This is a genomic window from Streptomyces sp. NBC_01429, assembly GCF_036231945.1.
In the GTDB taxonomy this organism is placed as follows: Bacteria; Actinomycetota; Actinomycetes; order Streptomycetales; family Streptomycetaceae; genus Streptomyces.
On record NZ_CP109599.1, the window covers coordinates 2,717,338 to 2,741,008 of the forward strand.

The 23,671-nt window shown below is 70.9% G+C and carries 18 protein-coding genes and 2 pseudogenes; 10 read left to right on the forward strand and 10 right to left on the reverse strand.

The window, feature by feature from the left end; translation table 11 throughout:
• Positions 1-145: 145 nt before the first annotated feature.
• From OG627_RS11455 to OG627_RS11465, 3 genes are all read left to right on the forward strand, one after another.
• On the forward strand, positions 146-1,357 hold the full coding sequence (locus tag OG627_RS11455; protein ID WP_329064057.1) for a pyridoxal phosphate-dependent aminotransferase: 1,212 nt from the start codon (positions 146-148) through the stop codon (positions 1,355-1,357).
• 89 nt (positions 1,358-1,446) lie between these two features.
• Entirely contained in the window at positions 1,447-2,331 is an 885-nt protein-coding gene (locus OG627_RS11460; RefSeq protein WP_329064059.1) for a methylenetetrahydrofolate reductase, read from the forward strand.
• Positions 2,332-2,435: 104 nt separating this feature from the next.
• Complete coding sequence (locus OG627_RS11465) at positions 2,436-2,825, forward strand: SCO4983 family protein (RefSeq protein WP_329064061.1); 390 nt, start codon at positions 2,436-2,438, stop codon at positions 2,823-2,825.
• Positions 2,826-2,879: 54 nt separating this feature from the next.
• Here the strand turns inward: OG627_RS11465 and OG627_RS11470 are convergent.
• From OG627_RS11470 to OG627_RS11480, 3 genes and pseudogenes are all read right to left on the reverse strand, one after another.
• A pseudogene (locus OG627_RS11470) lies at positions 2,880-3,057 on the reverse strand (HAD family acid phosphatase); the annotation flags it as partial.
• A gap of 344 nt (positions 3,058-3,401) precedes the next feature.
• A complete protein-coding gene (locus OG627_RS11475) occupies positions 3,402-5,045 on the reverse strand; it encodes a trypsin-like serine protease (protein WP_329064064.1) in 1,644 nt (547 codons plus the stop codon).
• A 241-nt stretch (positions 5,046-5,286) separates the two neighbouring features.
• Positions 5,287-5,793, reverse strand: a complete 507-nt coding sequence (locus OG627_RS11480) for a hypothetical protein (RefSeq protein ID WP_443073456.1) — start codon at positions 5,791-5,793, stop codon at positions 5,287-5,289.
• A 1,027-nt stretch (positions 5,794-6,820) separates the two neighbouring features.
• On the opposite strand from OG627_RS11480, the gene OG627_RS11485 reads away from it, so the two are divergent.
• Together OG627_RS11485 and OG627_RS11490 are read left to right on the forward strand one after the other, a co-directional pair.
• A complete protein-coding gene (locus tag OG627_RS11485; RefSeq protein ID WP_329064065.1) occupies positions 6,821-10,303 on the forward strand; it encodes a chemotaxis protein in 3,483 nt (1,160 codons plus the stop codon).
• The gene (locus OG627_RS11490; RefSeq protein WP_329064067.1) at positions 10,300-10,779 is read left to right on the forward strand and encodes a hypothetical protein; all 480 of its coding nucleotides are present in this window, start codon (positions 10,300-10,302) and stop codon (positions 10,777-10,779) included. The genes OG627_RS11485 and OG627_RS11490 overlap by 4 nt, the downstream gene beginning before the upstream one ends.
• Before the next feature lie 145 nt (positions 10,780-10,924).
• Here OG627_RS11490 and OG627_RS11495 read toward each other — a convergent pair whose 3' ends face one another.
• Positions 10,925-12,760: a phosphoenolpyruvate carboxykinase (GTP) gene (locus OG627_RS11495; protein WP_329064069.1), complete on the reverse strand. Its 1,836-nt coding sequence runs from the start codon at positions 12,758-12,760 to the stop codon at positions 10,925-10,927.
• A 342-nt stretch (positions 12,761-13,102) separates the two neighbouring features.
• Between OG627_RS11495 and trhA the strand changes: the two genes are divergently transcribed.
• Positions 13,103-13,816, forward strand: coding sequence for a PAQR family membrane homeostasis protein TrhA (trhA, locus tag OG627_RS11500; protein ID WP_329064071.1), 714 nt, complete (start codon positions 13,103-13,105; stop codon positions 13,814-13,816).
• Between the two features lie 525 nt (positions 13,817-14,341).
• On the opposite strand, the gene OG627_RS11505 is transcribed toward trhA, so the two are convergent.
• Complete coding sequence (locus OG627_RS11505) at positions 14,342-15,139, reverse strand: hypothetical protein (protein WP_329064072.1); 798 nt, start codon at positions 15,137-15,139, stop codon at positions 14,342-14,344.
• A 186-nt stretch (positions 15,140-15,325) separates the two neighbouring features.
• Between OG627_RS11505 and OG627_RS11510 the strand changes: the two genes are divergently transcribed.
• Genes OG627_RS11510 through OG627_RS11525 form a run of 4 tightly spaced genes read left to right on the forward strand, consistent with a single transcriptional unit; the run spans position 15,326 to position 21,034 of the window.
• Complete coding sequence (locus tag OG627_RS11510; protein ID WP_329064074.1) at positions 15,326-16,843, forward strand: hypothetical protein; 1,518 nt, start codon at positions 15,326-15,328, stop codon at positions 16,841-16,843.
• Positions 16,840-18,066, forward strand: coding sequence for a hypothetical protein (locus OG627_RS11515; protein WP_329064076.1), 1,227 nt, complete (start codon positions 16,840-16,842; stop codon positions 18,064-18,066). The genes OG627_RS11510 and OG627_RS11515 overlap by 4 nt, the downstream gene beginning before the upstream one ends.
• A complete protein-coding gene (locus tag OG627_RS11520; RefSeq protein ID WP_329064079.1) occupies positions 18,066-19,757 on the forward strand; it encodes a tetratricopeptide repeat protein in 1,692 nt (563 codons plus the stop codon). The genes OG627_RS11515 and OG627_RS11520 overlap by 1 nt, the downstream gene beginning before the upstream one ends.
• Positions 19,754-21,034: a CHAT domain-containing protein gene (locus tag OG627_RS11525; protein WP_329064080.1), complete on the forward strand. Its 1,281-nt coding sequence runs from the start codon at positions 19,754-19,756 to the stop codon at positions 21,032-21,034. Before OG627_RS11520 ends, OG627_RS11525 begins: the two co-directional genes overlap by 4 nt.
• Positions 21,035-21,179: 145 nt before the next feature.
• Here OG627_RS11525 and OG627_RS11530 read toward each other — a convergent pair whose 3' ends face one another.
• The 5 genes and pseudogenes from OG627_RS11530 to OG627_RS11550 all read right to left on the reverse strand — a co-directional run bounded on the left by OG627_RS11530 (position 21,180) and on the right by OG627_RS11550 (position 23,533).
• Positions 21,180-21,569, reverse strand: a complete 390-nt coding sequence (locus OG627_RS11530; RefSeq protein ID WP_329064082.1) for a hypothetical protein — start codon at positions 21,567-21,569, stop codon at positions 21,180-21,182.
• 37 nt (positions 21,570-21,606) lie between these two features.
• Positions 21,607-21,936, reverse strand: coding sequence for a hypothetical protein (locus OG627_RS11535; protein ID WP_329064084.1), 330 nt, complete (start codon positions 21,934-21,936; stop codon positions 21,607-21,609).
• Positions 21,937-22,563: 627 nt separating this feature from the next.
• A pseudogene (locus OG627_RS11540) lies at positions 22,564-22,779 on the reverse strand (helix-turn-helix domain-containing protein); the annotation flags it as partial.
• Positions 22,780-22,814: 35 nt separating this feature from the next.
• Complete coding sequence (locus OG627_RS11545) at positions 22,815-23,153, reverse strand: helix-turn-helix domain-containing protein (protein ID WP_329064087.1); 339 nt, start codon at positions 23,151-23,153, stop codon at positions 22,815-22,817.
• The gene (locus OG627_RS11550; protein ID WP_215034078.1) at positions 23,150-23,533 is read right to left on the reverse strand and encodes a type II toxin-antitoxin system RelE/ParE family toxin; all 384 of its coding nucleotides are present in this window, start codon (positions 23,531-23,533) and stop codon (positions 23,150-23,152) included. The genes OG627_RS11545 and OG627_RS11550 overlap by 4 nt, the downstream gene beginning before the upstream one ends.
• Positions 23,534-23,671: the final 138 nt, after the last annotated feature.

Genomic DNA, 23,671 nt, shown 5'->3' on the forward strand with positions numbered 1-23,671 from the left:
TGCTCCGGTCGTACGATCGGAGCAAGGGGGCGGCAGGCCCGGCCCGCGCCGTTGCTCCGGTCGTACGATCGGACGGTCGTCCGAACGGAGCAACGTGGGGAAAAACACCAGGCGGCCTCCGTTACGCGGCCGTAAGGTGGCCGACATGCAGGTGATCCAGTCAACGAAGCTCGCCAACGTCTGTTACGAGATCCGGGGCCCGGTGCTCGACGAGGCGATGCGGCTGGAAGCAGCGGGCCAGCGCGTCCTCAAGCTGAACACCGGCAACCCGGCGGCCTTCGGCTTCGAGTGCCCCCCGGAGATCCTTGAGGACATGCTCCGCAACCTCGGGGACGCGCACGGCTACGGCGACGCGAAGGGGCTGCTCTCCGCCCGCCGCGCGGTCATGCAGCACTACCAGACCAAGGGCATCGAGCTGGACGTCGAGGACATCTACCTCGGCAACGGCGTCTCCGAGCTGATCCAGATGTCGATGCAGGCGCTGCTGGACGACGGGGACGAGGTCCTCGTCCCCGCCCCCGACTATCCGCTGTGGACGGCCTCGGTGTCGCTCGCGGGCGGGACGGCCGTGCACTACCGCTGCGACGAGCAGGCCGAGTGGATGCCGGACCTCGCCGACATCGAGCGGAAGATCACCGATCGGACCAAGGCGATCGTGATCATCAACCCGAACAATCCGACGGGCGCCGTGTACGACGACGCGATGCTCGCCTCGCTCACCGAGATCGCCCGCCGCCACAACCTGGTCGTCTGCTCGGACGAGATCTACGACCGGATCCTGTACGACGGCGCCACCCACACCCCGACCGCCGCCATCGCGCCCGATCTGCTGACGCTGACGTTCAACGGGCTCTCCAAGAACTACCGGGTGGCCGGGTTCCGCTCGGGCTGGCTCGCGGTCTGCGGTCCCAAGGCGCACGCCTCCTCGTACATCGAGGGGCTGACGATCCTGGCCAACATGCGGCTGTGCGCCAACATGCCGTCGCAGCACGCGGTGGCCACCGCGCTCAACGGGCGCCAGTCCATCGAGGACCTGGTGCTGCCCGGCGGCCGGATCCTGGAACAGCGCGACGTCGCGTACGACCTGCTCACCCGGATCCCAGGCGTGACCTGCGTGAAGCCCAAGGGCGCGCTCTATCTGTTCCCCCGGCTGGATCCCGCCGTATACAAGGTCAAGGACGACCGGCAGCTGGTGCTCGACCTGCTGCGGGCCGAGAAGATCATGGTGGTGCACGGCACGGGGTTCAACTGGCCGGAGCCGGATCACTTCCGGATCGTGACGCTGCCCTCGGTGCAGGACCTTACGGACGCGGTGACCCGGATCGGCACGTTCCTGGACGGGTACACCCAGCGCTGACGCCGGCCTTCGCGGTGCGGGAATCTCGTACGGGCAGCGCTCCGTTGCCGGAGAGAACACCACGCGAACAAGGAGCACCGAGGAACACCATGGATCACGTCTCCACGGCCTCTGTCTCCAGGGACCCGCTCTCGCCCGTCGCCCTGCTGGAGGACTTCTCCCTGGAGATGACGGGCAAGGACGTGCCCGGACTCGAAGAGGCCCGTGACCGCATTCCGGCCGGGACCCGGATCAACGTCACCTTCCTGGGCAACGAGGACCCGGGCATGCGGCTGGCGGCGGCCGGCGCCGTCCGGCGGTTCGGGTTCACCCCCGTCCCGCATCTGTCGGCCCGCCGGCTGCGTTCCCGCGCGGAGCTGGCGGACGTCCTGGCCGCACTGCGCCAGGACGGCGCGGCGGACCACGTCTTCGTCATCGGCGGCGACCCCGCCACGCCCCACGGCCCCTACGACGACGCCCTCACGCTCATCCGGTCCGGGCTCCTCCAGGAGTACGGCGTACGGCACGTCGGCGTCAGCGGCTACCCGGAAGGGCACCCGGCCATCGCCGGCCCGGCGCTCTGGTCGGCGATCGAGGACAAGACCGCGGCCCTGGCGCGGCACGGGCTCGCGGGGGACGTCATCACCCAGTTCGGCTTCGCCGCCGACCCGGTCCTGACCTGGGTCGAGGCACTGCGGAAGCGGGGCATCGACACGCCGGTGCGCATCGGGGTGCCCGGCCCCGCCGGTATCAAGCGGCTGATGACGTACGCGTCGCGCTTCGGTGTCGGCACGAGCACGTCCATCGCGAGGAAATACGGATTCTCGATCACCAACCTGATGGGCACGGCGGGCCCGGACCGTTTCATCCGCGCCCTGGCCGAGGGCTACGACACGGAGCGCCACGGGACACTCAAGCTGCACTTCTACACCTTCGGCGGGATCGGGGCCACGTCGCGGTGGATAGCCGATTTCCGTGCCGGGGAGGTCGCGTGACGTCCGGCCCCCCAGGTCACTCTCGGCAACCTCAGGAATACGCTCAACTTTAGACTGATTCCAAGGTAGGATGGTCTCCTGAGACGACGCCAGGAGGCCATCCCATGTATGAGCCGATCCGTACGAAGTCGGTCCACGCGATGGCCGACGTCGATGCCGACTTCCCGCACCGCAGCCGCGAGGAGGAGCTGGACATCCAGCTCGCGGGCCATCTCGCCGCGCTCCTCGCCGTCACCGACGAACTGGGTCTCGACCCGGCGGCCGAGTCCATCGCCACCCAGGTCGCCCGGCTCCGCGGCGCCCCGCCGGCCCGCCACGCGGGACTCACCGGCGCCGCCCCCGACGCCCTGCACCGCCGCGCCCTCGCGCTGGCGGGCCGCGCCCTGGTCGTCGCCGCCTCCCGCGCCGACACGGCGGTCGCGATCCTCGCGGCGGAACGCATGGACGCGCACACGGCCGCCCTGGCCGGACCGCCGCTCGTCGGCGCCCACTGACGGCCCCGGCCCGCGCGCCTCGGACACGCGCGGACCGGCCGGCCACGCCTTCCAGGAGACGAAGTAAGTGGGGTTGGGGAGCTTGTAGGTCTTCTCGGCGTACCCCGCCGTCCAGGTCGGAGTACTGGTCGCCGAAGCTGCCGATGATGTCGTAACCGGTCGCCTCGATGTGCTTCCGGGTACCCGCCTCGAACTGCACGGTGGTGCAGTTCCACGCGGCGGCGGTGGCGCAGCCGTCCGCCACTTGGCGACGCGACAGTCCCCGTCACCGCCGCAGCCGCTCCCGCCGCCGCAGCCGTCAACGAGCCGCCGTGTCCGGCCCGGAGAACCCGACTCCGGTCAGCTCGGCCGATTCCGTCCACAGGCGGCGGGCCGCCTCCGCTCGGCCCCGACATGGCGGACCGGGCGGCCGAGGCCGCGGTGGCGGCGGCTCGCGCGGGGGCGTGCGTACGGTTCGCGCCGTGACGCGCCCGCGCCCCCGGAGCCGAGCCGGGGCTCCGGGGGCGCGGTGTGCGGGGTCGGCACGGACCGGGTGCTCGACCGGCGCGTGGGGTGGTGCCGCTCCGGGCGCGATCGTCAGCTGGTGCTGCCGGTCACCGCCACCATGGTGGCCGTCCCCGGGTAGCCGGTGGGCTCCTCGGTGGCGTCCCACTTGCCGTTGGCGTGGCGCAGTGTGTGCTTGATCCGTCCGTCCGCCGTGAGGACGGCGGCCTGGAACTCGCCCTCCACGGCAGCCGCGTCCACGCTGACGGCGGGCTGGTGGGCGCCCAGCTTGCCGCTGAGGCTGCCGAAAGCACTCCAACTGCCGCTGTCAGCACGGATCGCGTGCTTGATCTCACCCGTGGGGCTGGAGAGAACGATCTGGAGATCGCCGCCGATACCGGCGAAGGCCATACCGTTGACGGAGTCCAGCCCGGTGGGCAGATTGCTCACCCGGCCCCAGCCGGTCCAGGTGCCGTCCGCGTTCCGGAGGCCGTGGTACGCCTTCTTGTCGGCGACGACACCGATATGGGTCAGGCCGCCCGAGGTCCCCGAGACGGTGACCTCCGTGGCGTTGCCGAGGGCGCCGAGCTTCGTGGTCACATTGCCCCAGATGCTCCACTTCTCGTCCGCGTCCTGGGTGGCGTGGTAGACGTTGCCGCCCGACAGGGCGACCAGGGCCAGCCCCTTGCCCGTCGAGGTGACCGCGATCCGCGATGTCACCCCGGGGAGCACGCCGATCTCCTTCGTGATGTCCCGGAACGCCTCCCAGCCGCCGGTGGCGCGGCGGTTGGCCTGGTAGATCCGTCCGTCCCCGCCGAGGGCGAACACGTAGTTCTTGCCCGAGATGGCGGCGTCGGCGGCGTACGACACGTCCGTGACCGTACCGGCGACCTTCTGCACGTCGCCGAAGCCCGTCCAGTCCCCGTTGCTGTCGCGGATCGAGTGGTAGATCCCGCTGCTGGTCCTGGTCACCATCTGGAGCTTCCAGGCGGTGAGGGTGGAGGCGGTGGAGTCCTTGATCCACGTACGGATGTCGTCGACACGGCCGGCCACCGCGCCGGTCCGCGTCTCGTCCGAGCCGAGGCACCCGCCCTGCCACGACCTGCTGGCGACGGCGACCAGCTCCAGCCGGCCGTCGTTCTCCCGGAACGTGGGCGCTCCGGTGTCGCCCTTGCAGACCGGGGTGCCGTCGATGCCGACGGTGGTCTCCTGGACCGTACCGGCGGTGAAGGACGCGCCGTGCAGGCGGTCGGGCACCCAGGTGTCCTTGGTACGGCCGTATCCGGCGCCCTTGAGGGCCTCGCCCTCGACGGGCGCGGTGGTCGCGGGGTGCAGCAGGGGGACACCGTGCACCGGGGTGGCGAGCTTGGCCACCACGAGGTCGCGGTCCTGGCGGGGCACCAGGTACGTGATCTCCCGTACCTCCCCGGTCGTACCGGTGAGGTCGGTGCGGCCGATGGTCGCGGTGCTCTTGCGGGCCGGGGCTCCGGCGGCGAGGGTCCCCGCCTTGGCGGGATCGTCCACGAAGCAGCTCGCGGCGGTGATCAGCCACTGGTTGTTGAGAAGCGCGCCCGAGCAGGCCCGTACGCCACCGATGTCGATCTTCGCGGTGAAGGCGTAGGCGCTGTTCGCCACCGGATCACCGGCGATCGCCTGGGCGGGCGCGATCGTGAGCGTGCAGGCGGCGGCCATGGCGGCCAGCAGCGATATTCCGCGCGCCCTTCGGGAAGGTCTCAAAGACACGTGTCATCCTCGTCAAAATCGACTTCGAAAAAGGAGGTGAAGGTATACAAGGGGAAGAGAACTGAGCCTCGGTCAGAGACCTGCGGGACCGGGCGGGACCGGGCGGGACCGGGCGGGAGCAGGCAGGACCTGGGGCGGGACCAGGCGGGACCTGACAGTCCGGACGGGCCGAACGGCACCGGCCGCTACGGGACGGCACCGGGCGGAACGCGGGCCCGCGAACGCCGGCCCGTCGCTACTTGGACGACCTGATCTCCACGAGCATGTACGCACGGCCCTGGTCGTCCGCGCTCTCGCCGACGGGAGTCCAGGCGTTCTTGTCGACGTCGAAGGTCTTCTTCTCGGCATCGACCGTCATGTCGACCTCGGTCTTGTAGTCGTTGCCCCGCACCGCGTAGACGGACGGGATCTCCAGGGTCAGCCAGCCCGAGTTGCCGACGACCTGGAAGCAGATCTTCTCCTTGCTCCGGGCCCAGATCTCCAGCAGGCCGGTGCCGCTCGCGCAGTCGGCGAGCGTGATGTGGCCGTCACCGCGCTTGAGGAGGATGTTCCGCTCCGCCAGGATCTTGTCGGCGCCGGGGTAGCTGAAGTCCTCCACCGCGTAGCCGGGAGCCTCGTCCGCCACGGACGCGACCGTCCCGGGCCCCGCCCCCGGCCCGGCGGCCTGCGCGCCGGGCACGGCGCTCGCCACCCCGAACCACGCCAGGGCCCCCGCGGTCACCGCCGCCAGAGTGGTGCCCACGAGTCTTTTCCGATGAGACCTTGCCTGCGTTACGACGCGTGCCTTCACTGCGTTCCTCACTTCTCGGCTCCGGGCGGGCGAGCCGGAGCACATTTACACGCAGACGCGAGGGCAGCCGAAATGATCGCACAGTCCCCCGTTTCCGGCAATGGAATAGACGCCCACTTGCCGGAAAACTGCTCGAATCCTTTTTATGTAACCCCGCGCACCCGACCCTGTCCACTTCGTGAACTCTTACAAATAGGGCGGGCGCCGGATTGCGCACGTGACCTCGATCACTTCGGCCGAAGGTTGTACGGAATTCGATGAAGAAGCGATAACGAACCACGGAGAAGGTCCGCCCGGATTACCCCGGCCGGGCAACATCGACCGATCAGAACAAGCCAACAGGGGTCACGGATTGGCCATGAAGCGACTGTGAAATTCGTGCACCGCGAGCAAGGATCGGGGCTTCTCCCGCCGGTCTCCCGATCGGCGGGACATGGCACGGGTGCGTGATCGCCCCGTGCGGCCACAGGGTCTGATCGGCAGTGAAAAACGGGGGAAACATGCAGATGAGGCGGTGTGATGAGCCCGCGTGGGCGGCAGCGGTGACTGCGGCCGGCAACGCGCGGGGGCACGTTCCCGGGACACGGTGATTCTTCTTCCGGGACACGTCGTTCCCGGCACGTTCCCGGCACGTTCGCGGCGCGTTCCCGGCGCGCGATGAGCTTGTCCGTCCCGTAGCCGAGTGGTCGGGGGCTCGGTGACCGGCCTCCCGGCCGGTCGGGAGGCGGCCGATACGGAAACACCTCCGTACGCCTCGCTCCGACCGCCGTCGAACATGGCTGGACTCGACGCGACGCATTCCCGCGTTCTTTCCGCGTTCTTTCCGTGCTCTTCCCCGCGTTCTTTCCGCACTCTTTCCCTCTGACATCGCCCGCGCCCCTTCGACGGGCGCGATTTCCGGCGGCGTGGCGACACGCGCATTCAAGGGAGTAATGCATTGAAAGTCAGTTTGCGAGGCTTGCCGGGATGGCGTGGCCTGGTGGCCACACTGATAGCCCTGGTGATGGTTCTGGGAATCGATCCGCGCCCTGCGTCGGCAGCCGACGATCCGCCGGAATACGAAAGATCCGACGTTCTCCTGGAATGGGAATACGGTGGCCCGGGGGTACAGCGGGCGGCCGAGGCGGCCCTGCTGGGGTCGGACGACGACATCCAGACGTTCATGGATGAGGAGCTGCCGGCCATCCAGGTGGAGGACCTGCGGGTCGAGGTGGCGCAGCTCATGGCCGCGGGCGGTCCGGGCGTGCGGGACGCGGCGAACGTCGCCCTGGGCGGGGGTGAGGAGCAGCTGCACGACTTCCTGGACAGCGCCTTCCTCCCGGCGTACGAGGAGGATCTGCGCGTTCAGGTGGCGCAGATCCTGGCCTTCGGTGGTCCGGGCGTGAAGAAGGCGGCCGGCAAGGCGCTGGACGGCACGGCGGCCGACTGGAAGGCGTTCGTCACGAAGGGCCAGCACGCGGCGCGGGACGACGACAACCGGGTGCAGGTCGGCCAGTTGTTGGTCTCGGGCGGCCCGAATGTGAAGAAGCTGGCGGGCCAGGCCCTGGACGGCACGGCCGAGGACATCCAGGAGTTCCTGGACCACGGGTGGCAGGTCGCCGCCGCGCGTGACCAGGAGACGCTCACCATCACCGAGCTGGCCCAACTCGCCGACCAGGCGCAGAAGCAGGCGGCCGAGCTGACCGAGACCGCCAAGGAAGAGGCGGCGAAGGCGGAGAAGGCCACCCAGGCGGCCAAGAAGGCGGCGCAGGTCGCGGCCCAGGAGGCCCTGGCTGCCAAGGAGTCGGCGGGCAGGGCGGGGGCGGCCGCGTCCCGTGCGGCGGCCGCCGCCGACCGGGCGGCCCAGGCGGCCCGTACGGCGGTGTCCGCGGCAGCGGCCGCGAACGCGACGGCACGGGCTGCCGCTACCGCGGCGGCCCAGGCGGCCTACGCCGCGAGCCGGGCGGGGAACGCGGCGGCCGCGGCCAGGTCGGCGGCCGGCGCCGCGGCCGGCGACGCCTCGCGGGCCAAGCAGGCCCGGGAGGCCGCGCAGAAGGCCCGCGACGCGGCCAAGGGCGCGCGGAAGGCGGCGGACGCCGCCGACCAGGCGGGCATCGCCGCCGACGGAGCCGCGAAGGCGGCCAGCGCCGCGGCCAGCGCGGGTGTCAACGCGGCGGCGGCGGCGTCTGCGGCGGCCGACGCGAGTCGCTGGGCCGGCCAGGCGGGTGCCAAGGGTGACGAGGCCGCCGCGGCGGCGGCCCGGGCGAAGCGCCTCGCCGATCAGGCCACGCGGGCGGCGGGCGTCGCGCAGTCCAACGCCAAGCAGGCCGGCACGGCAGCCCGGCAGTCGCGCGACGCGGCCAACGACGCCGCCAAGCACGCCGAGGCAGCGGCGACCGCGGCGGACAAGGCCGCCGACGAGGCGGGCAAGGCGGTGGACGCCGCCAAGGAGTCGGCCCTCGCGGCGAACGCGGCCACCGACGCCGCGAACAGCGCGCTGACGGCGGCCGAGCGGGCGTCGGACGTGGCGGAACTGGCCCGCAAGGCCGACGCCGAGCGGCTGACCCAGCAGCAGGACGAGGCGGTTCTGGCGGCGGAGGAAGCGGACCGGGCCCACACGGCCCAGGTGGCCACCGCCCAGTGGGAGATCGGCCGCCTCCAGCGGCTCAGCTCCGAGACACTGCGACTGGTGAAGGAGGCGGCGGAGGCGTCCGACCCGGCGGTCACGACCGCCAAGGGGCGGCAGGCCGCGGTCAACCTGCTGCGAAGCGGCGGGACATGGGTACGGGAGGCCGCCGAGGACGCTCTGACGGGCACGTCCGCCGACGTGGGCGAGTTCGCGCGCACCAGGCTGACGCTGGCCATGGAGCAGGACGACCGGGCCAGTGTGGCGCACATCGCCGCGACCACCGAGATCCCCGCGCAGCAGCAGGCCGCCCTGGACGTACTGGACCAGCCGATCGGCCAGGTACGCGAGTGGCTGCGCACCCGGGCCTACCCGGGCAAGGCGGACGACGACCGGATCGCCGTCGCCAGGATCGCGACCACGGGCGGTCCGGGCGTACGGGCCGCCGCCGGGAAGGCGCTGGACGGTACGGCGGCCGACCTGGCGTACTTCCTGGAGGTCGGGCAGGGCGAGGCGCGCGAGGACGACGATCGCGTGGCGGTCGCCGAGGCTCTCGCCCGCGGGGGTCCCGAGGTCCAGGCCGCGGCGCAGGCCGCGCTCTCGGGTCCGCCGGCCGGACTGCGCCCCTTCCTGGAGATCGGTCTGCACAGGGCGCGTCAGCGTGATGCCAACGCGGCCGCCCATGTCGCCGAGATCAGCGTCCTGATCCAGGCCGCCTACAAGTCGGCGGCGCTGGCCCGCAAGAACGCGGCCGAGGCGCAGAAGGTGGCGGCGGAGGCGGGCAAGAACGCCGCCGCGGCCGTCGAGTGGGCGAACAAGGCCAAGGCGTCGGCCGACCAGGCGAACACGTACGCCGTGCAGGCCGACAAGTCCGCCGACCAGGCGGCCGAGTCCGCGGCGAAGGCCGCCGAGTCCGCGCGGACGGCCCGGAACGCGGCGGCGTCGGCGCGGCAGGACGCGCAGTCGGCGGCCCGCTCGGCGGAACGCGCCCAGCACTCCGCCGCCGTCGCCTTCAACTATTCCGTCGCGGCGAACAACTCGGCCTTCCAGGCGAGTGTTTCCGCCCAGGCGGCGGGCGAGGACGCGGCCGCGGCCGCCAAGGCGTCGACCGAGGCCCTGAAGATCGCCGCCGACAGACTGGTCGCGGAGCTGAAGGCGCAGATCCAGGAGGAGGCCAAGGAGACCAGCAAGCCGCTCTCCGACGCTGAGCTCCGTAAAGCGCTGGAGAAGCGGCTGGTCACGTACCGGCAGAATCTCCTACAGGACGGGAACCTCAAGCCGGGTGAGACGCTGCTGGTCTGCGGTGGTGACGGGGCCGGCGGCATGGCGTGCATCACCAGCACCTATCTCGACCGCCTGATCGCCTGGTACGTGGGCGCCGACGAGATCGAGGACTGCCTTCAGAACAAGAAGCCCTCGTGCCTCGCGGGCCTCGCGCTCAACGCTCTCAAGCTCAAGATCCTCAAGAAGACATGCGTGAAGAGCGGCTTCGCGCTGGTTCGCCGCGCGGGTTGCCCCATCGGTTTCACGGACGACACGGTCGCGGACGCCTTCACGGGGATGAACAAGGGGGGAGGCCACGCCGTCCGGCACCTGATCAAGGACGGGCTGATCCCCAACAAGGGAAGCGTCGCCACCCAGGTCAAGTACTTCCAGGAGAACTTCTCCAAGGTGCTGACGTCGCCGGAAAAGACGTTCGACTGGAAGATCGGCGGCACTCAGGCCAAGGGATTCGCCAAGAAAGTCGACGGCAAGGTGGTCGTGCTGTTCGTGGCGAAGGAAGGACCGTATCAGGGTAAGATCCTTTCTTCGATGATGCCCGGAGCCAAGAACATGACGAAGTGGGGCCTCTGGTGAGTTCTCTCAAGGAAGCCATCTGCTGGAGTGGTCCCGCTGTCGTCATTCTCTTCACGCTCGGGCGGGCCGAATCCTCCCTGCTGGAGAGCGAATTCGAGACGCCCGGCATGCGCCCGGACGAGGTCGAACGCTTCCCCGTCTCCGCCGAGGAGGGCGGCCGTCAGGCGGTCGTCCGGGAGTACGATCTCACCTTCCAGGACGCCGACCAGGATTTCGCGCCCTACTTGCGGACGTGCTTGCGTAAAGCGTCCGCGCACGCGGAGGGAATCGCCTGGCTGGCGTTCGAGGGGGCGTTCCATTTCGATCATCTCTTCACGGAAGATGTCGCGGACCAGATTTACGGGTACCGCGTTCCGGGGGGCGATCCCGTGGTCGCCTGGGATTCCGCGATCTTGAAGAGTGACGGCTGGAAACAGGAGATCGGGGAAGTGCGATCCGTTCTGGACAGCGCCTTCCCGATGGACCCCGGGCGCTGATCCCCGGGCGTCGGGCTACCGGGCGCTGAGCTGCCGAGTGCCGAGCTACCGGGCGCTGACTCCCCGGACCGACCCGCCGTCAGCGGCGGTGCCCCCGGAGCCTCAACAGGCTCCGGGGGCACGCTGTTTCGTGGTGGAGGGGTCGTCAGCCCAGGCGCTCGACCAGCGCGTGGTACTCGTCCCACAGCTCCTTCGGCGTGTGGTCGCCGAAGGTGTTGAGGTGCGCGGGCACGAGCGCCGCCTCCTCGCGCCAGACCTCCTTGTCGACGGAGAGCAGGAGGTCGAGTGCGGAGTCGGACAGCGCCAGGCCGTTCGTGTCCAGGGACTCCTTCGTCGGCAGGATGCCGATCGGGGTCTCGACGCCGTCCGCCGTGCCGTCCAGCCGCTCCACGATCCACTTCAGGACGCGGCCGTTCTCGCCGAAGCCGGGCCAGACGAAGTCGCCCGCCCCGTCCTTGCGGAACCAGTTGACGTAGTAGATCTTCGGCAGCTTCGACTGCTGCTTGTCGGCGCCGACCTTGACCCAGTGCGCCATGTAGTCGCCCATGTTGTAGCCGCAGAAGGGCAGCATGGCGAACGGGTCGCGGCGCAGCTCACCGACCTTGCCCTCGGCCGCCGCCGTCTTCTCGGAGGCGACGTTGGCGCCGAGGAAGACACCGTGCTGCCAGTCGAAGGACTCGGTGACCAGCGGTACGGCGGAGGCGCGGCGGCCACCGAAGAGGATCGCCGAGATCGGGACGCCCTTGGGGTCCTCCCACTCGGGTGCGATGATCGGGCACTGCCCGGCGGGCACGGTGAAGCGGGCGTTGGGGTGGGCGGCGGGCGTGCCGGACTCCGGGGTCCAGTCGTTGCCCTTCCAGTCGGTGAGGTGCGCGGGCGGCTCCTCGGTCATGCCCTCCCACCAGACGTCGCCGTCGTCGGTGAGCGCCACGTTGGTGAAGACCGAGTTGCCCCACATGGTCTTCATCGCGTTGGCGTTGGTGTGCTCGCCGGTGCCGGGCGCGACGCCGAAGAAGCCCGCCTCCGGGTTGATCGCGTACAGCCGGCCGTCCGCGCCGAACCGCATCCAGGCGATGTCGTCCCCGATGGTCTCCACGGTCCAGCCGGAGATCGTCGGCTCCAGCATGGCGAGGTTGGTCTTGCCGCAGGCGGAGGGGAAGGCCGCCGCGACGTACTTCGCCTCCCCGCGGGGCGGGGTGAGCTTGAGGATCAGCATGTGCTCGGCGAGCCAGCCCTCGTCGCGCGCCATGACGGAGGCGATGCGCAGCGCGTAGCACTTCTTGCCCAGCAGCGCGTTGCCGCCGTAGCCGGAGCCGTACGACCAGATCTCGCGCGACTCGGGGAAGTGCGAGATGTACTTGGTGGAGTTGCAGGGCCACGGCACGTCGGCCTCGCCGGGCGCGAGCGGCGCGCCCAGGGTGTGCACGGCCTTCACGAAGAAGCCGTCGGAGCCCAGTTCGTCGAGGACCGGCTGTCCCATGCGGGTCATGGTGCGCATGGAGGCGGCGACGTACGCGGAGTCGGTGATCTCGACGCCGATCGCGGAGAGCGGCGAGCCCAGCGGGCCCATGCAGAACGGGACCACGTACATGGTCCGGCCGCGCATCGCGCCGCGGAAAATGCCCTGGTCACCGGCGAAGATGTCGCGCATCTCGGCCGGGGCCTTCCAGTGGTTGGTGGGGCCCGCGTCCTCCTCCTTCTCGGAGCAGATGAAGGTCCGGTCCTCGACGCGCGCCACGTCGGAGGGGTCGGAGGCTGCGTAGTACGAGTTCGGCCGCTTGACCGGATCGAGTTTGCGGAACGTGCCCTTGGCGACGAGCTCCCCGCACAGGCGCTCGTACTCGCTCTCGGACCCGTCGCACCAGACCACCCTGTCCGGCTGCGTGAGGGCGACGATCTCGTCCACCCAGGAGATCAGCTCCTGATGATCGGTGGGGAGGGGGCTGAACATGCTGGTGGGAGCCGCGTTTTCGCGCGCCACGATTGCTCCTTGATGAGGGTTTTGAGGTTGTCTGCCCCTTGGGGGCTGCGACCCGGATGCTTCGTAGCCGCTCATCCGGTGCCGACCGCACTCATTTGATCATCCGACGGTAGCGCCCATCTGTCCAGAGGGCCGCACACGTGAGCATCGCCACTCGTCCGCCGGGCGTGGCGCGGCTCGTCCGCCGGGCACGGCGCCGCTCATTCACATGACGTGGCGTGGCTCATCCGCATGGTGTGGCGTGGCTCATCTACATGGCGTGGCGCCGCGACTTCGCCGGGCGTAGCGCTACAACCGGCCGTACCGAGACGTAACCTACGGACCCGTAGGTAGCATGAGCGCATGAACCCTGCCGCGTCCGATCCGCCCGCGAACGCCCCGCAGTCCGAAGGGGGGCCGGTCGAGATCCAGCTGCCGAGCCCGGTCAAGCCGAAACTGCGCGGCTGGCTGCACGCGGGCATGTTCCCCGCCGTACTGATCGCGGGGGTGGCCCTGATCATCCTGACGGACTCCACCCGCGCCCGGATCGCCTGCGGGATCTACGTCCTGACGGCCTGCCTGCTCTTCGGCGTCAGCGCCGTCTACCACCGCGGGAACTGGGGCCCGCGCGGCGAGGCCGTGCTGCGCCGACTGGATCACGCCAATATCTTCCTGATCATCGCGGGCACCTACACCCCGCTGACCATGCTGCTGCTCCCCGCCTCGACCGGCCGCACGCTGCTGTGGGCCGTGTGGGCGGCGGCAGCGGCGGGGATCGCCTTCCGGGTCTTCTGGGTCGGCGCGCCGCGCTGGCTCTACACGCCCTGCTACATCGCGATGGGCTGGGCGGCCGTCTTCTTCCTGCCCGACTTCATGCGCACCGGCGGGATCGCCGTGCTCGTGCTCGTGATCGTCGGCGGGCTGCTCTACAGCGCGGGCGGTGTGATCTACGGCCTCAAGCGCCCCAACCCGTCACCTCGGTGGTTCGGTTTCCACGAGGTGTTCCACTCCTTCACCCTGGCCGCCTTCGTCGTGCACTTCGTCGGTATTTCGCTGGTGGCCTATCAGCACTCCTGAGGCACGGGGGTCTGAAGCGCGAGGGTCCGCGGGACCGGGGTCCGATGTACCGGGGTCCCTACGGCCGTCACGGGCCGGATCGACCCCGTGGTCCGCTCCGGCCCCTTGCTCCACTTCGTCCCCGCCGTTCCCGCCGTTCCCACGGCTCCCACCGCTCCCCCGGCCGCGGTTGCCTCGCCAGTCAGGCGAGCGCAGCCGCGGCCTCGTTCGTGGCCGCGACGCCAGGGTCACCCGCCAGGTCCCGACCGCGACCACCATGACGACCACGGCCCCGACCGCCGGCTCACCCCCCAGCAGGAATCCCGCGACGCACAGCGCCGCCACGGCCACGACCAGCGCGTGGATGACATTCCCCATCCCGGCCTCCCTCCGCACGGGCGCGCCTTCACGGATTGTCCGCCCCTTGACCACACATCGTCACATGTCGTGCGCGCAAATCAAGAGGGCGTCCTCGTGCGGGAGGGCACATCGGGACGTACGGGGGCGCAAAGCCCGGGCACGCCCACGCACACCCACGCACGCCCGTCACGCGTTGGCGGGGAGGGCGAGTACGAGAGCGGACTCGTTCTCCGGGAGGTACCGCACGCTCACGACACACCCCACCTGCACCTGCCGCACGAAGCGCGGCGGCAGGTACTTCTCGACGCCGGTGGTGTACATGGAGCCGTCGGGACGGGTGACGGCCAGGCCGATCACCAGCTTCGGGTTGCCGCCGCGCATCTCGCCCTGGACATCGAGGGAGCGCACCACCGCCTGGGCGGCCACACCGCGCTCGGCGATCTCCAGGTTCTCCCTCGTCGTGACGCCCTGCCGGACCATCGCCTCGTTCAGCGCCCCCTGGGCGCCGACGACGTCACCGGACAGGTCCAGCTCGACCTTGTCCGTACGGCCCGGGAGGTAGCGCACCGGGAACACGGCGCCGGGGCGCACCAGGGGCAGGTCGGTCACCGGGACGACCATCCTGGCGTACGAGGCGAAGGAGGTGCCGTCCGCGCGCTGCACCATCAGCTCCACCCGCAGCTCGGGCTGGTCGTTGAGCGTCATCCCGGTGGCACGGCTGCCGGTGACGGTCCCCACGCCCAACGGGGCGGAGCGGAACGCCGCCGTGTTGCGGCCGGAGAGCGCCGACATCACGCTGTCGCGGGTGAACGCGAGCGCGATCGGGACCAGGGTGAACGCGAGGATCGGCGCGATCATCTGCGGACCGACCCAGGCGAGGAACTCGAAGCCGTCGTCCACCGGAGTGGTGAGCCCGTACCAGAGGTAGTGGCCGACCGAGCCGAAGAGGAAGAGCAGGGCAGCGACGCGGATGAGCTTCTTCATGTTCCTTTTCCGTCCTTCCCGAGGGGGCCTTCGCCGTTGCCGACCGGCCGATACGGGGACAGTACGAGCGCCGTACCGCCTACCAGTCCCAGGTTCGGCGCCCCGGGGTCCGGCTTTGCCCCCGAGGCCCGGCTATGACTACGGGGCCCGGCTACAGCCACGGGGCCCGGCTATAACCTGAGGCCCATGCGGACCGGGACCGGGACAGAAGCGCGGACCTCCGGGGCGGGCGCGCCGCCGCGCGCCGTCCGGCCGCGCGCCATGGTGATGGACGAGGTGTGGCGGCGGCTCGACGGGGTCGGCCCGCTGAGCGGCCCCCAGGGCGGCCCGCTCAGCCGTACGGTCAAGCTCGTCCTCGACCCGCTGGTGATCCGGCCCGTCCTCCACCCGCAGTGCGCGGGCCCGCTCGTGACGGCGGACGGCGCGGCGCTGCTGGCCACGCTGATGACGGCGGCGGGGGACACGCTGCGCGCGACGGCCGCCTGGTTCACGCTGCTCAAGCAGGTGCGCCGGGGGCTGCGGATCACCGAGGGCCATCCGCAGGACCTGTACTTCCAGCTCTGCTTCGAACTGGCCACCACCCTCGGACCGCCCGACCCCGCGACCGGCCGGGCGACCGCCGAGGAGGCGGTGCGGCAGGTACACGACGCCGCCCGGGGCCGTACCACCCAGGCGCTGAGGGAGTACGTGACGGACCCCGCGCACGCGGCGGGGCTCACCGAGGCGCTCGCTGCGGCCTGGGCTGACCGGCGGGTGCGGGAGGCGGCCGGGGACGCGGCGGGCACGGCCGCCAACGGGGGCGCGGCGGACACGGGCAACGCGGCCAACAGAGGCGCGGCGGGCGGGGCTCTCGTGCGGGAGGTGCTGGACGCGTGCGCACCGCGCGCCGGTGGGGGCCGCCGGGACGACGGCGAGCGGGCGCTCGGGCGGCTGGTCGTGGACGGTGCCGGTACGGCGGCCGGGCTGGCCCTGTGGGACGGCGGGCCGGCGGCCACCGGGACGACGCCCGGCTTGCCTGGACCCGGCCTGCCGTCGGCCCGGGAGCTGGGACTGACGGAGCGTCCCGTGCCGGCCGGGCCCCGGCTGGGCGGCGGGGCCGTCTCCACGTCGGCGCTCGGGGCGCCGTTCGACCGTACGGTGCACGAGCGGATCTTCACCGTGTTGCAGACCTCGAACGACCGGGCCGCGCTCGCCCCCGTCCCGGAACTGGTCCTCCGGGAGATCGGGCGGAGCTGCGCGCCCTGGGCGCTCGCGGACGAGTCGCTGCGCGTCGCCGCCACGGTGGGCGCGCGACTCGCGTTGGGGCTGAGCCCGTTGGGGGGCGGGCCGTTGGAGGTCAGCCCGTTGGGCGCGGCGTACGAGGAGGAGTCGGCGGCGGGGACGGAGGCACACCGTACGGTCAACAGCCGCTGGCGGCGCGAGGCTTACGTGCTGCGGGCGCGGCGTCTGGCGGTGGATCCGGGCGGCGTGCGCGAGGGGCCGCTCGCGCGGATCGCCGAGGATCTGCGGACCCCGTGGCGGGCGTATCTGCGGCGGCTGTGGGTGCGGCTGCACGGGCGCGACGTACGGGAGGCGCCGATAGGGCGCGTCGACGAGCTGTGGGACGTGCTGGACGGGGTGGCCCGCTCGGTGATCCTGGACCACCGGGGCCGAGTGCGGCAGGCGCTCAGCGCGCTGCCCGTCGGTGGGGGGACGGGCTCATGAACGGCACCGTACGGATCGAGCGCGTGGAGGACGGTCACCTCCTCTACGCCGTCACTCCCCTCGACACGCTTGCGGGAGGCACGGGCGGTACCGGCGGTACGGGCGGTACGGGCGGTACGGGCGGTACGGGCGGTACGGGCGGTACGGGCGGTACGGGCCCGAGCGTCCTGGACGCGGCGCCGGGTGTGGACGTAGCCGTGCTGGAGGTGGCGGGCGGCCATCTGGCCTGGAGCGTGCTGGCGCTGGAGGCCGCGCCGGTGGCGGTGCTCGACGACCCGGCGCGGGCGCAGGACTGGCTGTGGGCCGTGTACGGCGAAGACGTCGCGATCGCCCTGGCCGGCCTTGTCTCCGGTACGGACTCCACGGACCGCCTCGTCGTGGGTTCCTCCCCCGCCCTGCCCCAACTGCTTTCGAGCGCGCGGCGGCTGGCGTTCGCGCACTGGGCGGCGCGGTGGTGGCCGGCGTCGTTGATCGATGCCGTACCGCCGCTGGACGAAGGCGTGTTGGAGGAGGAGACCGGCGAACTGACCGAGGAGTGCGACCTGCTCCTCGGCGCCGACACATGGGACGAGGACGGGCACGGGGAGGGGTACGAGTACGGGGAGGGCGCCGCCCCCTCCCACCACCGCCCGCACACCGCGCCCCGCGCCACCGACTACGCGCTCGCCGCCGGTCCATCGACGGCAACGGGAACGGGTTCGGGGACGAGTTCGGAGGCGGGGGCGGGGGCGACGGCCGAGGCGGACGCGCTGACACTCGCGCGCGGTACGGGCGGCTCCGACTGGCGCCGCTACCCGCCGGGACTGATCGACGCCTCCGAGCATGCCGTGTCCTGGGAGGTCGTACGGGCGGCGGCGCGCACCACCGTCACGGTCCGGGCCGTCGCCGCCCCGGGACCGGCCTCCCTCGACCCGGGACTGACACCCCGGGCGACGGTCGGCGGAGCCGCCGACCCCCTGGACGTCGGCCTGCGGCTGGTGGACGACCTGTGGCTCGGCAGCGCCGGGCTGCCGGACGTACGGACCGGGGAACTGACCGTCGACATCCACCTCCCCGGCTTCGGCACACCGCCACGGACGCCGCACGAGGACCGGTCGGCGCAGCAGGCCGTACGGGCCCGGGTACGGGACTTCGTACGGAACCGGCTCGCCGGAGCGCCCACCTCCGCCCCGCTGCTGCGCGCCGAGATCGTGGCGGCGGCCGACGACGAATCGGACTTCTGATGGACGAGCATCTGATGGACGAGCTTCTGGTGGACGAGGCGATCGCGCGGGTCTCCGCCCTCGTGGACGCGGGCTGCGAAGCTTTTCTCCGAGGTGAATTCCCGTCCGCACAAGGGCTGTTCGACCAGGCGGTGACAGCGGCGGACCATATCGAAGCGCCGCCGCATCACCCCGACGTACTCGCCGTACGAGCCCAGGCCCTGATCAACCGGGCGACCACCGCCGACCGGATGGGCGACCACCCGGCGGCGGTCGCGTCGTTCCGCGCGGCGCTCGCCCTGTGCGAGCCGCTGCCCGAACCGGCCGGCCCGGTCCTGCGCGCCTCCGCCCTGGTCAATCTCTCCCAAGCCCTGCTCCACACAGGCGACTTCGACGGCGGCCGGGGCGCCCTGGAGGAGGCCCGCGCGCTGCTCATCGCGCCGGACGGCGGAGCCCCGCCGCCGGGTTCCGACACCGCCGATCTGCTGATCGGCTGCCTCGTCGCCCTCACCGAGCTGACGGTCCAGCGCGAAAGATGGTCACGGGCATATGAGTTGGCGACCGAGTCGCTCGATGTCGTGCTTCGGCACCGTCCGGAGCTGGCCGGGCGCCCGCTGATGAATCTGTCCGCCATCGCGCTGGCCACCGGACGGCTCGCGCTGGCGGAGGACTTCGCCCACCAGGCGCTCACCGCCTTCCAGGAATCCGGCACGCCCGCCGGAACCGCCGAGGCCCAACAGGCCCTGGCCCAGCTGTATCTGCGCTCCGGCCGGACGGACGAGGCGCGCTCCCTGCTCGACGCCGCCCAAGCCTTCTTCGAGCGGGCGGGCATGAGTCACCAGTGCGGCATCGGTCTGGATCTGCTCGGACTGCTGGCCGCGCTGGAAGCCGACCACGCGCGCGCCGCCGAGCTGTACGTACGGGGGCTGGACCGGTTCGAGAAGTCCGGCGCCCCGGTCGCGGCGGCGGAGGTACGGGTACGGCTGGCCGCCGCGCTGCACGCGGCCGGGCTGCACGGGGAGAGCGAAGGCCAACTGGCGCTCGCACAAGCCGCGTTCGCCGCGAGCGGGCTCGGGCTGCGGCGGGCCCAGACCGACTACTTCCACGCCGCGCTGCTGGAGAACCGGCTGCTGAGCGCGCCCGCCCCCGGCCCTGACTCCGCCGCCGCCCTGCTGGGGAGGGCCGTCGCGCTGGCCGTACCCGCCGCGCTCGCGATCGACGCCGTACGGTTCACGCTCGCCAACGGCTCCCAGCGCGAGCGGTGGCACCAGGAGATCGCGGCGCCCGCGATGCGGCTGGCGTTCCGGCTCGCCGCGCGGGCGGGGGCGGGCGCGCTCGTCAGTCAGCTGATCGAGTCGCAGTGCGCGGGCACCCCCCTCGTGGGCGGCCCGGCGGGAGGAGACGGCCCGGCGGAAGACGGCGCGGCGCTCGAACCGCCGCGCTTCCTGGAGCCGTTGACTTTCCCGAACCGCGCCCCGGACCCCGCACCGGCCCCCGCACCGAACTCCGCACCGGACGCCCCCTCCACCGACACCTTCCGGCTCGGCGCGGCCCTCGCCGATGTCGCGGCCGACGCGGGTCTGCTGGTCGCCCCGCCGCCCCGGCTGGTCCTGGACCGGACGGGCGCGGTGGCGCTGGAGCCGTACATCGCCGAGGCCGAGACCAGGTACGGCGGCCGGATACGCGACGCACGGAAGGTGCGGACCTGGTGAGCGACGTTCCCACGGCCCTGGTCAGAATGGCCGACGCCGGAGACCTCTACATCTCCTGGCGCTGGACCCACGACCTCGCGGCGACGGGCGTCGGACGCGTCCCGCGCGACCAACTCGACCGCGCGCTGGCTGCGTTGGGCGCCGCGCTCCCCGGCCCCTCGCCCGCGCTCGGCCAGGCGCTGACCACCGGGGCCCTCGCCTCCTACGAGAGCGAACTCGCCCTCGCCGAGCTGCTGTCGCGCACCCTCCTCCCGTACGGCCTCGCCAAGCAGCTGTACGAGCTGTACCAGCGCGGCGTCCGTCCCCATCTGCGCATCCAGCCGTCGCCCCGTACCGCGCAGGTCCCGTGGGAACTGCTGGCGCCCGACCCCGGCGTGCGGCTGGTGGAGATCGCGGACCTCAGCCTGCTGGCGCAGGCGAGCATCGCCCACGCCCCCGGCAGGCCGTCGCGCCCGTGGGCCGCGACCAGGCGGCTGCCGGTGGTCGGCGTCCTCGATCCGCGCGTGCCGGGATTCCGGGCGGACTCCGCCCTCGGCTCGGTGCTGGGACGGATCGGGCCCGAGGCGCCGGTCGCGCGGCTGGTCTCGGCGTACACGGCCGAGAACCGCTGGCGGCCCGCCGTAGCCGATCCGGTCGACGCGTTCCGCCGCACCGACCTCGACCGCGAATGGCTCGGCACGGCACTGCGGGAGGGCGCGAGCCGGCTGCTGTACGTGGGCCATGTGACGGCCGCCGCGCCCACCTCGGGGCTCAGCGAGAACGCCCAACTGCACTTGTCCTGCACGGCCGCAACGACCGGCTTCGCGCCGCCGCTGCGCTCCCACCGTCCGCTGTCCGCGAAGGACCTGCTGCTCGGAACGTACGGACTCGACGCCGCCCACGGCGAGGTGCGCGCCCGATCGGGCGCGGAGTGCTGGCCCATCCCCAGCCGGGTGGCCCTCATCGCCTGCGAGAGCGGCGGTGACCTGCGGTTCGTCGAGGCGCTCGGGCTGGCCACCGCGATGATCCACGGCGGCGCGGAGACCGTCACAGCGGGCCGCTGGACCCTCCCCACGGACCTCGCCTTCCACCACCTCGCGGGCGCCGCCCCGACCTCCCGGCCGCTCCAGGAGGCGATCCGCGCCATCGACGCGACACACGAGGCGGACGACGCGGTAGCGGCCCACGGCGCCTGGCAGCGGGACCGGCTGGCCGCATGGCGGGAGCTGCGTACGGTCGACCACTCACCGGTGCTGTGGGGCGCGTTCGCACTGATCAGCACGGTGGGAGCGGCGTGACAACGGCGGTGTGACACACACGGCGGATAAGGCGGGCGGCCCGTCACCACTCCGCCCCCACCTCCGCACTACTCCACCCCCGGCGCCTGCCGCAGCCGCGCCGTGACCGTCTTCGCGCGCTGGTACTCGTGCAGCGCCAGTACGCTCAGGTCCGTGCAGTGCCGTGCCCGGAGACGCCCCGGCCGCCGTGCGGCAGCTCCGCCGTCCGGAAGGGGCGGCAGTTGAGCCACGTCTCGCCCGCGTTGAGGCGCCCCCACGAGGCACGTCGTACAGCCCGCACGGCGTGCCCGAGGCTGAGCACGATGTGCTCGCCGCCGTGCGCGTGCGGCGTGAACGCGCTGCCCGGCCCGACGACACCCAGCTTGAACGTGGCGCTGGACGGCCGCTCGGGTGAGGTGTGCGCGTCGCCGACGAGGTAGTGGGCGAACTGCCCGGCGTCGATGAACCGCAGAAACTCCTCCGGGACCCCAGCTCGCGCGCCCCGTCCCGGTCGGCCCTGAAAGAGAAACCCGGCACCTGACCGTTCCAGAATCATATCGAACGAATCTCGACCACGCCCCCAATCGAAGAAATCACCCATTCTCGCGAAACCTGTCGAATCCCCCCTCAATCGCCCGGACGAATTCTTCTAGACGCAGCTCAAGCTCGGTGACAGAAATCTCTTCGCGTGCGAACAAATACCAAGCTGCAACGAGTTCATCAGTCAAATCGCTCTGCTCAATGAGGAAAACAGCCAGATCCTTCCCGTTCAGCAGATTCTTACCTTCGGAAATAACCCAGTTCGCACTCGCCGCATCTGCAGATATACCTCGACCCGCAAGTTCGACCGCTCGCCAGGAAACCCGTGAATCTCCCGCCACCTTGAGGAGGACATCAAGGGCTTCTGAATTTCTCGCAACCATTCACATTCCTTGCAATCGAGACAAAGGATCACGATTTTCAACACTAGACCAACAACACCGAACCTACTCACTCCCGGAGAGAAATTTCCCTCGCCCACGGAATGGCTGCCTCACCCTCCGGAACATCAGCGCCGCCCGCACGCAGGACATGGGCGCAACAAGTCAGGCAACTATTACCCAGAGGATGATAAGCCCCCCAGTTACCCTGAGTGTCACTCTGAAATTCTAGAGCGCGCTTAACATTCGGAAGATCAATATCGCGATTCACGATACTACGCAGCCCGGAATACGGTGCAACTATGGCTTCCCCATTGTGAGGCATCAGATGCGCGTGTTTCACGATTTCACCATCCGTCACTTCAATACTGAAGTGGTTTCCCTCACCATGGAAATGCAATGTTGCGACTCCTTCATCGCAGGTGTTGTGTACCAGCACCGGCGTGGTCCCCGCCAGCACATAGTACGTGTGCTCGCGGGGTCGCCGTCAGCTGCAATTTCGCTGGTCAGGCGCCGATTTGACAGCCGTTCCACGTCCGTGCACGTGCACTGAAGTCCGCCGGTGTTGCCGTCACTACTGCCGTCGATGGTCTGGACCGCTCAGGGAATTCTGTGGATTTGAGATCCATGTCAAGCGGCCTCGTCGTGCGGAGTGAGACTGATACTCAAGTCGGCTCCAAGGGCACGGGCCAGGCGGCGCAGCATCGGGAGGGTGGGCACCGTTCCGCCGGCTTCGAAGCGGGAGATCTGCGGCTGTTTCATCCCGCACCGCTCAGCGAGCTCGGCCTGGGACAGCCCGAGGTAGGTGCGCCGGTCGTGGACGAGTCTGCCCAGCTCGCGGGCAAGTGCTGTGGAGGCGTCATGCATGGCTCCTCCCGGGTTCAGGCGGCCGGGGTGACGATTGTGACGGTGGGCTCATCCCCAGGGGCGAGGTGCATGTCGACGGTGAGGTCCAAGGCTCGGGCCAGGCGCATGATGACAGCGATGGGCGGCAGTTCGGTGGCGGTCTCGATGCCTTCGATCTCGTCGGTGGTGGTGTGCAGGCGCTCGGCCAGGTCGGCCTCGCTCAGCCCGAGTTGCTTGCGCCGGTCGTAGACGGCTTTGCCCAGCGTCATGGCCAGGCTGGTTTCGTCGTAAACGCGGTCATACTCGAGGTCGGCGTCGAGGTGTTCACCGACCAGCTGGCGGTGGCGGCGGGTCCTCCATTCGCTGTGGTTCATCGGTTCTCCTTGAGGTCGCGGCTGTAGAGGTCGTGTTCGGCGGCTGCCTGGTGCTCGGCTTCGCACAGCCGTTGAGCGGCGTGCGCGCGGTCCACTTCGGCCTGCTCGCGCATCTTGGTCTTGCGGAACACGGTGAGCAGCACGACGCGACGGTCGGGTGCGAGCCAGTAGGTAATGCGCTGGTGAGCATCGCCGAGGCGGAAGCGCAGCTCGCGGAGCTTGCCGCCCAGGTGACGGGAGTGCGGTTCGTCGAGCGTGGTGGGCTGCTCGGCGAGCAGGTCGGCGACGCGTTCGGCCTGCTTGTAGTGATGGGCGGGAATGTTCTCCAGCCACAGTCGCACCTCCGGCTCGATCTCGATCGAGTACCGCCCGCTGTCCATAGCACCGATGATATATGGCACGGGGTGCGAGTGCGCGACTTCGTAGCTCAGGTTGTGTGCCGTCGCCTCGACCGCAGCCACTCCAGCGTCGCACACCCCAATACTCCCCCCTTCGTCCCGATGCCACGGCGCCGCCGC

Coding starts and splice junctions, on each gene's coding strand:
- OG627_RS11530 (WP_329064082.1), bottom strand. CDS start 21,569: ATGATTCTGGAACGGTCAGGTGCCGGGTTTCTCTTTCAGGGCCGACCG.
- OG627_RS11515 (WP_329064076.1), top strand. CDS start 16,840: ATGAACGGCACCGTACGGATCGAGCGCGTGGAGGACGGTCACCTCCTC.
- OG627_RS11550 (WP_215034078.1), bottom strand. CDS start 23,533: ATGGACAGCGGGCGGTACTCGATCGAGATCGAGCCGGAGGTGCGACTG.
- trhA (WP_329064071.1), top strand. CDS start 13,103: ATGAACCCTGCCGCGTCCGATCCGCCCGCGAACGCCCCGCAGTCCGAA.
- OG627_RS11510 (WP_329064074.1), top strand. CDS start 15,326: ATGCGGACCGGGACCGGGACAGAAGCGCGGACCTCCGGGGCGGGCGCG.
- OG627_RS11460 (WP_329064059.1), top strand. CDS start 1,447: ATGGATCACGTCTCCACGGCCTCTGTCTCCAGGGACCCGCTCTCGCCC.
- OG627_RS11545 (WP_329064087.1), bottom strand. CDS start 23,153: ATGAACCACAGCGAATGGAGGACCCGCCGCCACCGCCAGCTGGTCGGT.
- OG627_RS11520 (WP_329064079.1), top strand. CDS start 18,066: ATGGACGAGCATCTGATGGACGAGCTTCTGGTGGACGAGGCGATCGCG.
- OG627_RS11465 (WP_329064061.1), top strand. CDS start 2,436: ATGTATGAGCCGATCCGTACGAAGTCGGTCCACGCGATGGCCGACGTC.
- OG627_RS11505 (WP_329064072.1), bottom strand. CDS start 15,139: ATGAAGAAGCTCATCCGCGTCGCTGCCCTGCTCTTCCTCTTCGGCTCG.
- OG627_RS11535 (WP_329064084.1), bottom strand. CDS start 21,936: ATGGTTGCGAGAAATTCAGAAGCCCTTGATGTCCTCCTCAAGGTGGCG.
- OG627_RS11455 (WP_329064057.1), top strand. CDS start 146: ATGCAGGTGATCCAGTCAACGAAGCTCGCCAACGTCTGTTACGAGATC.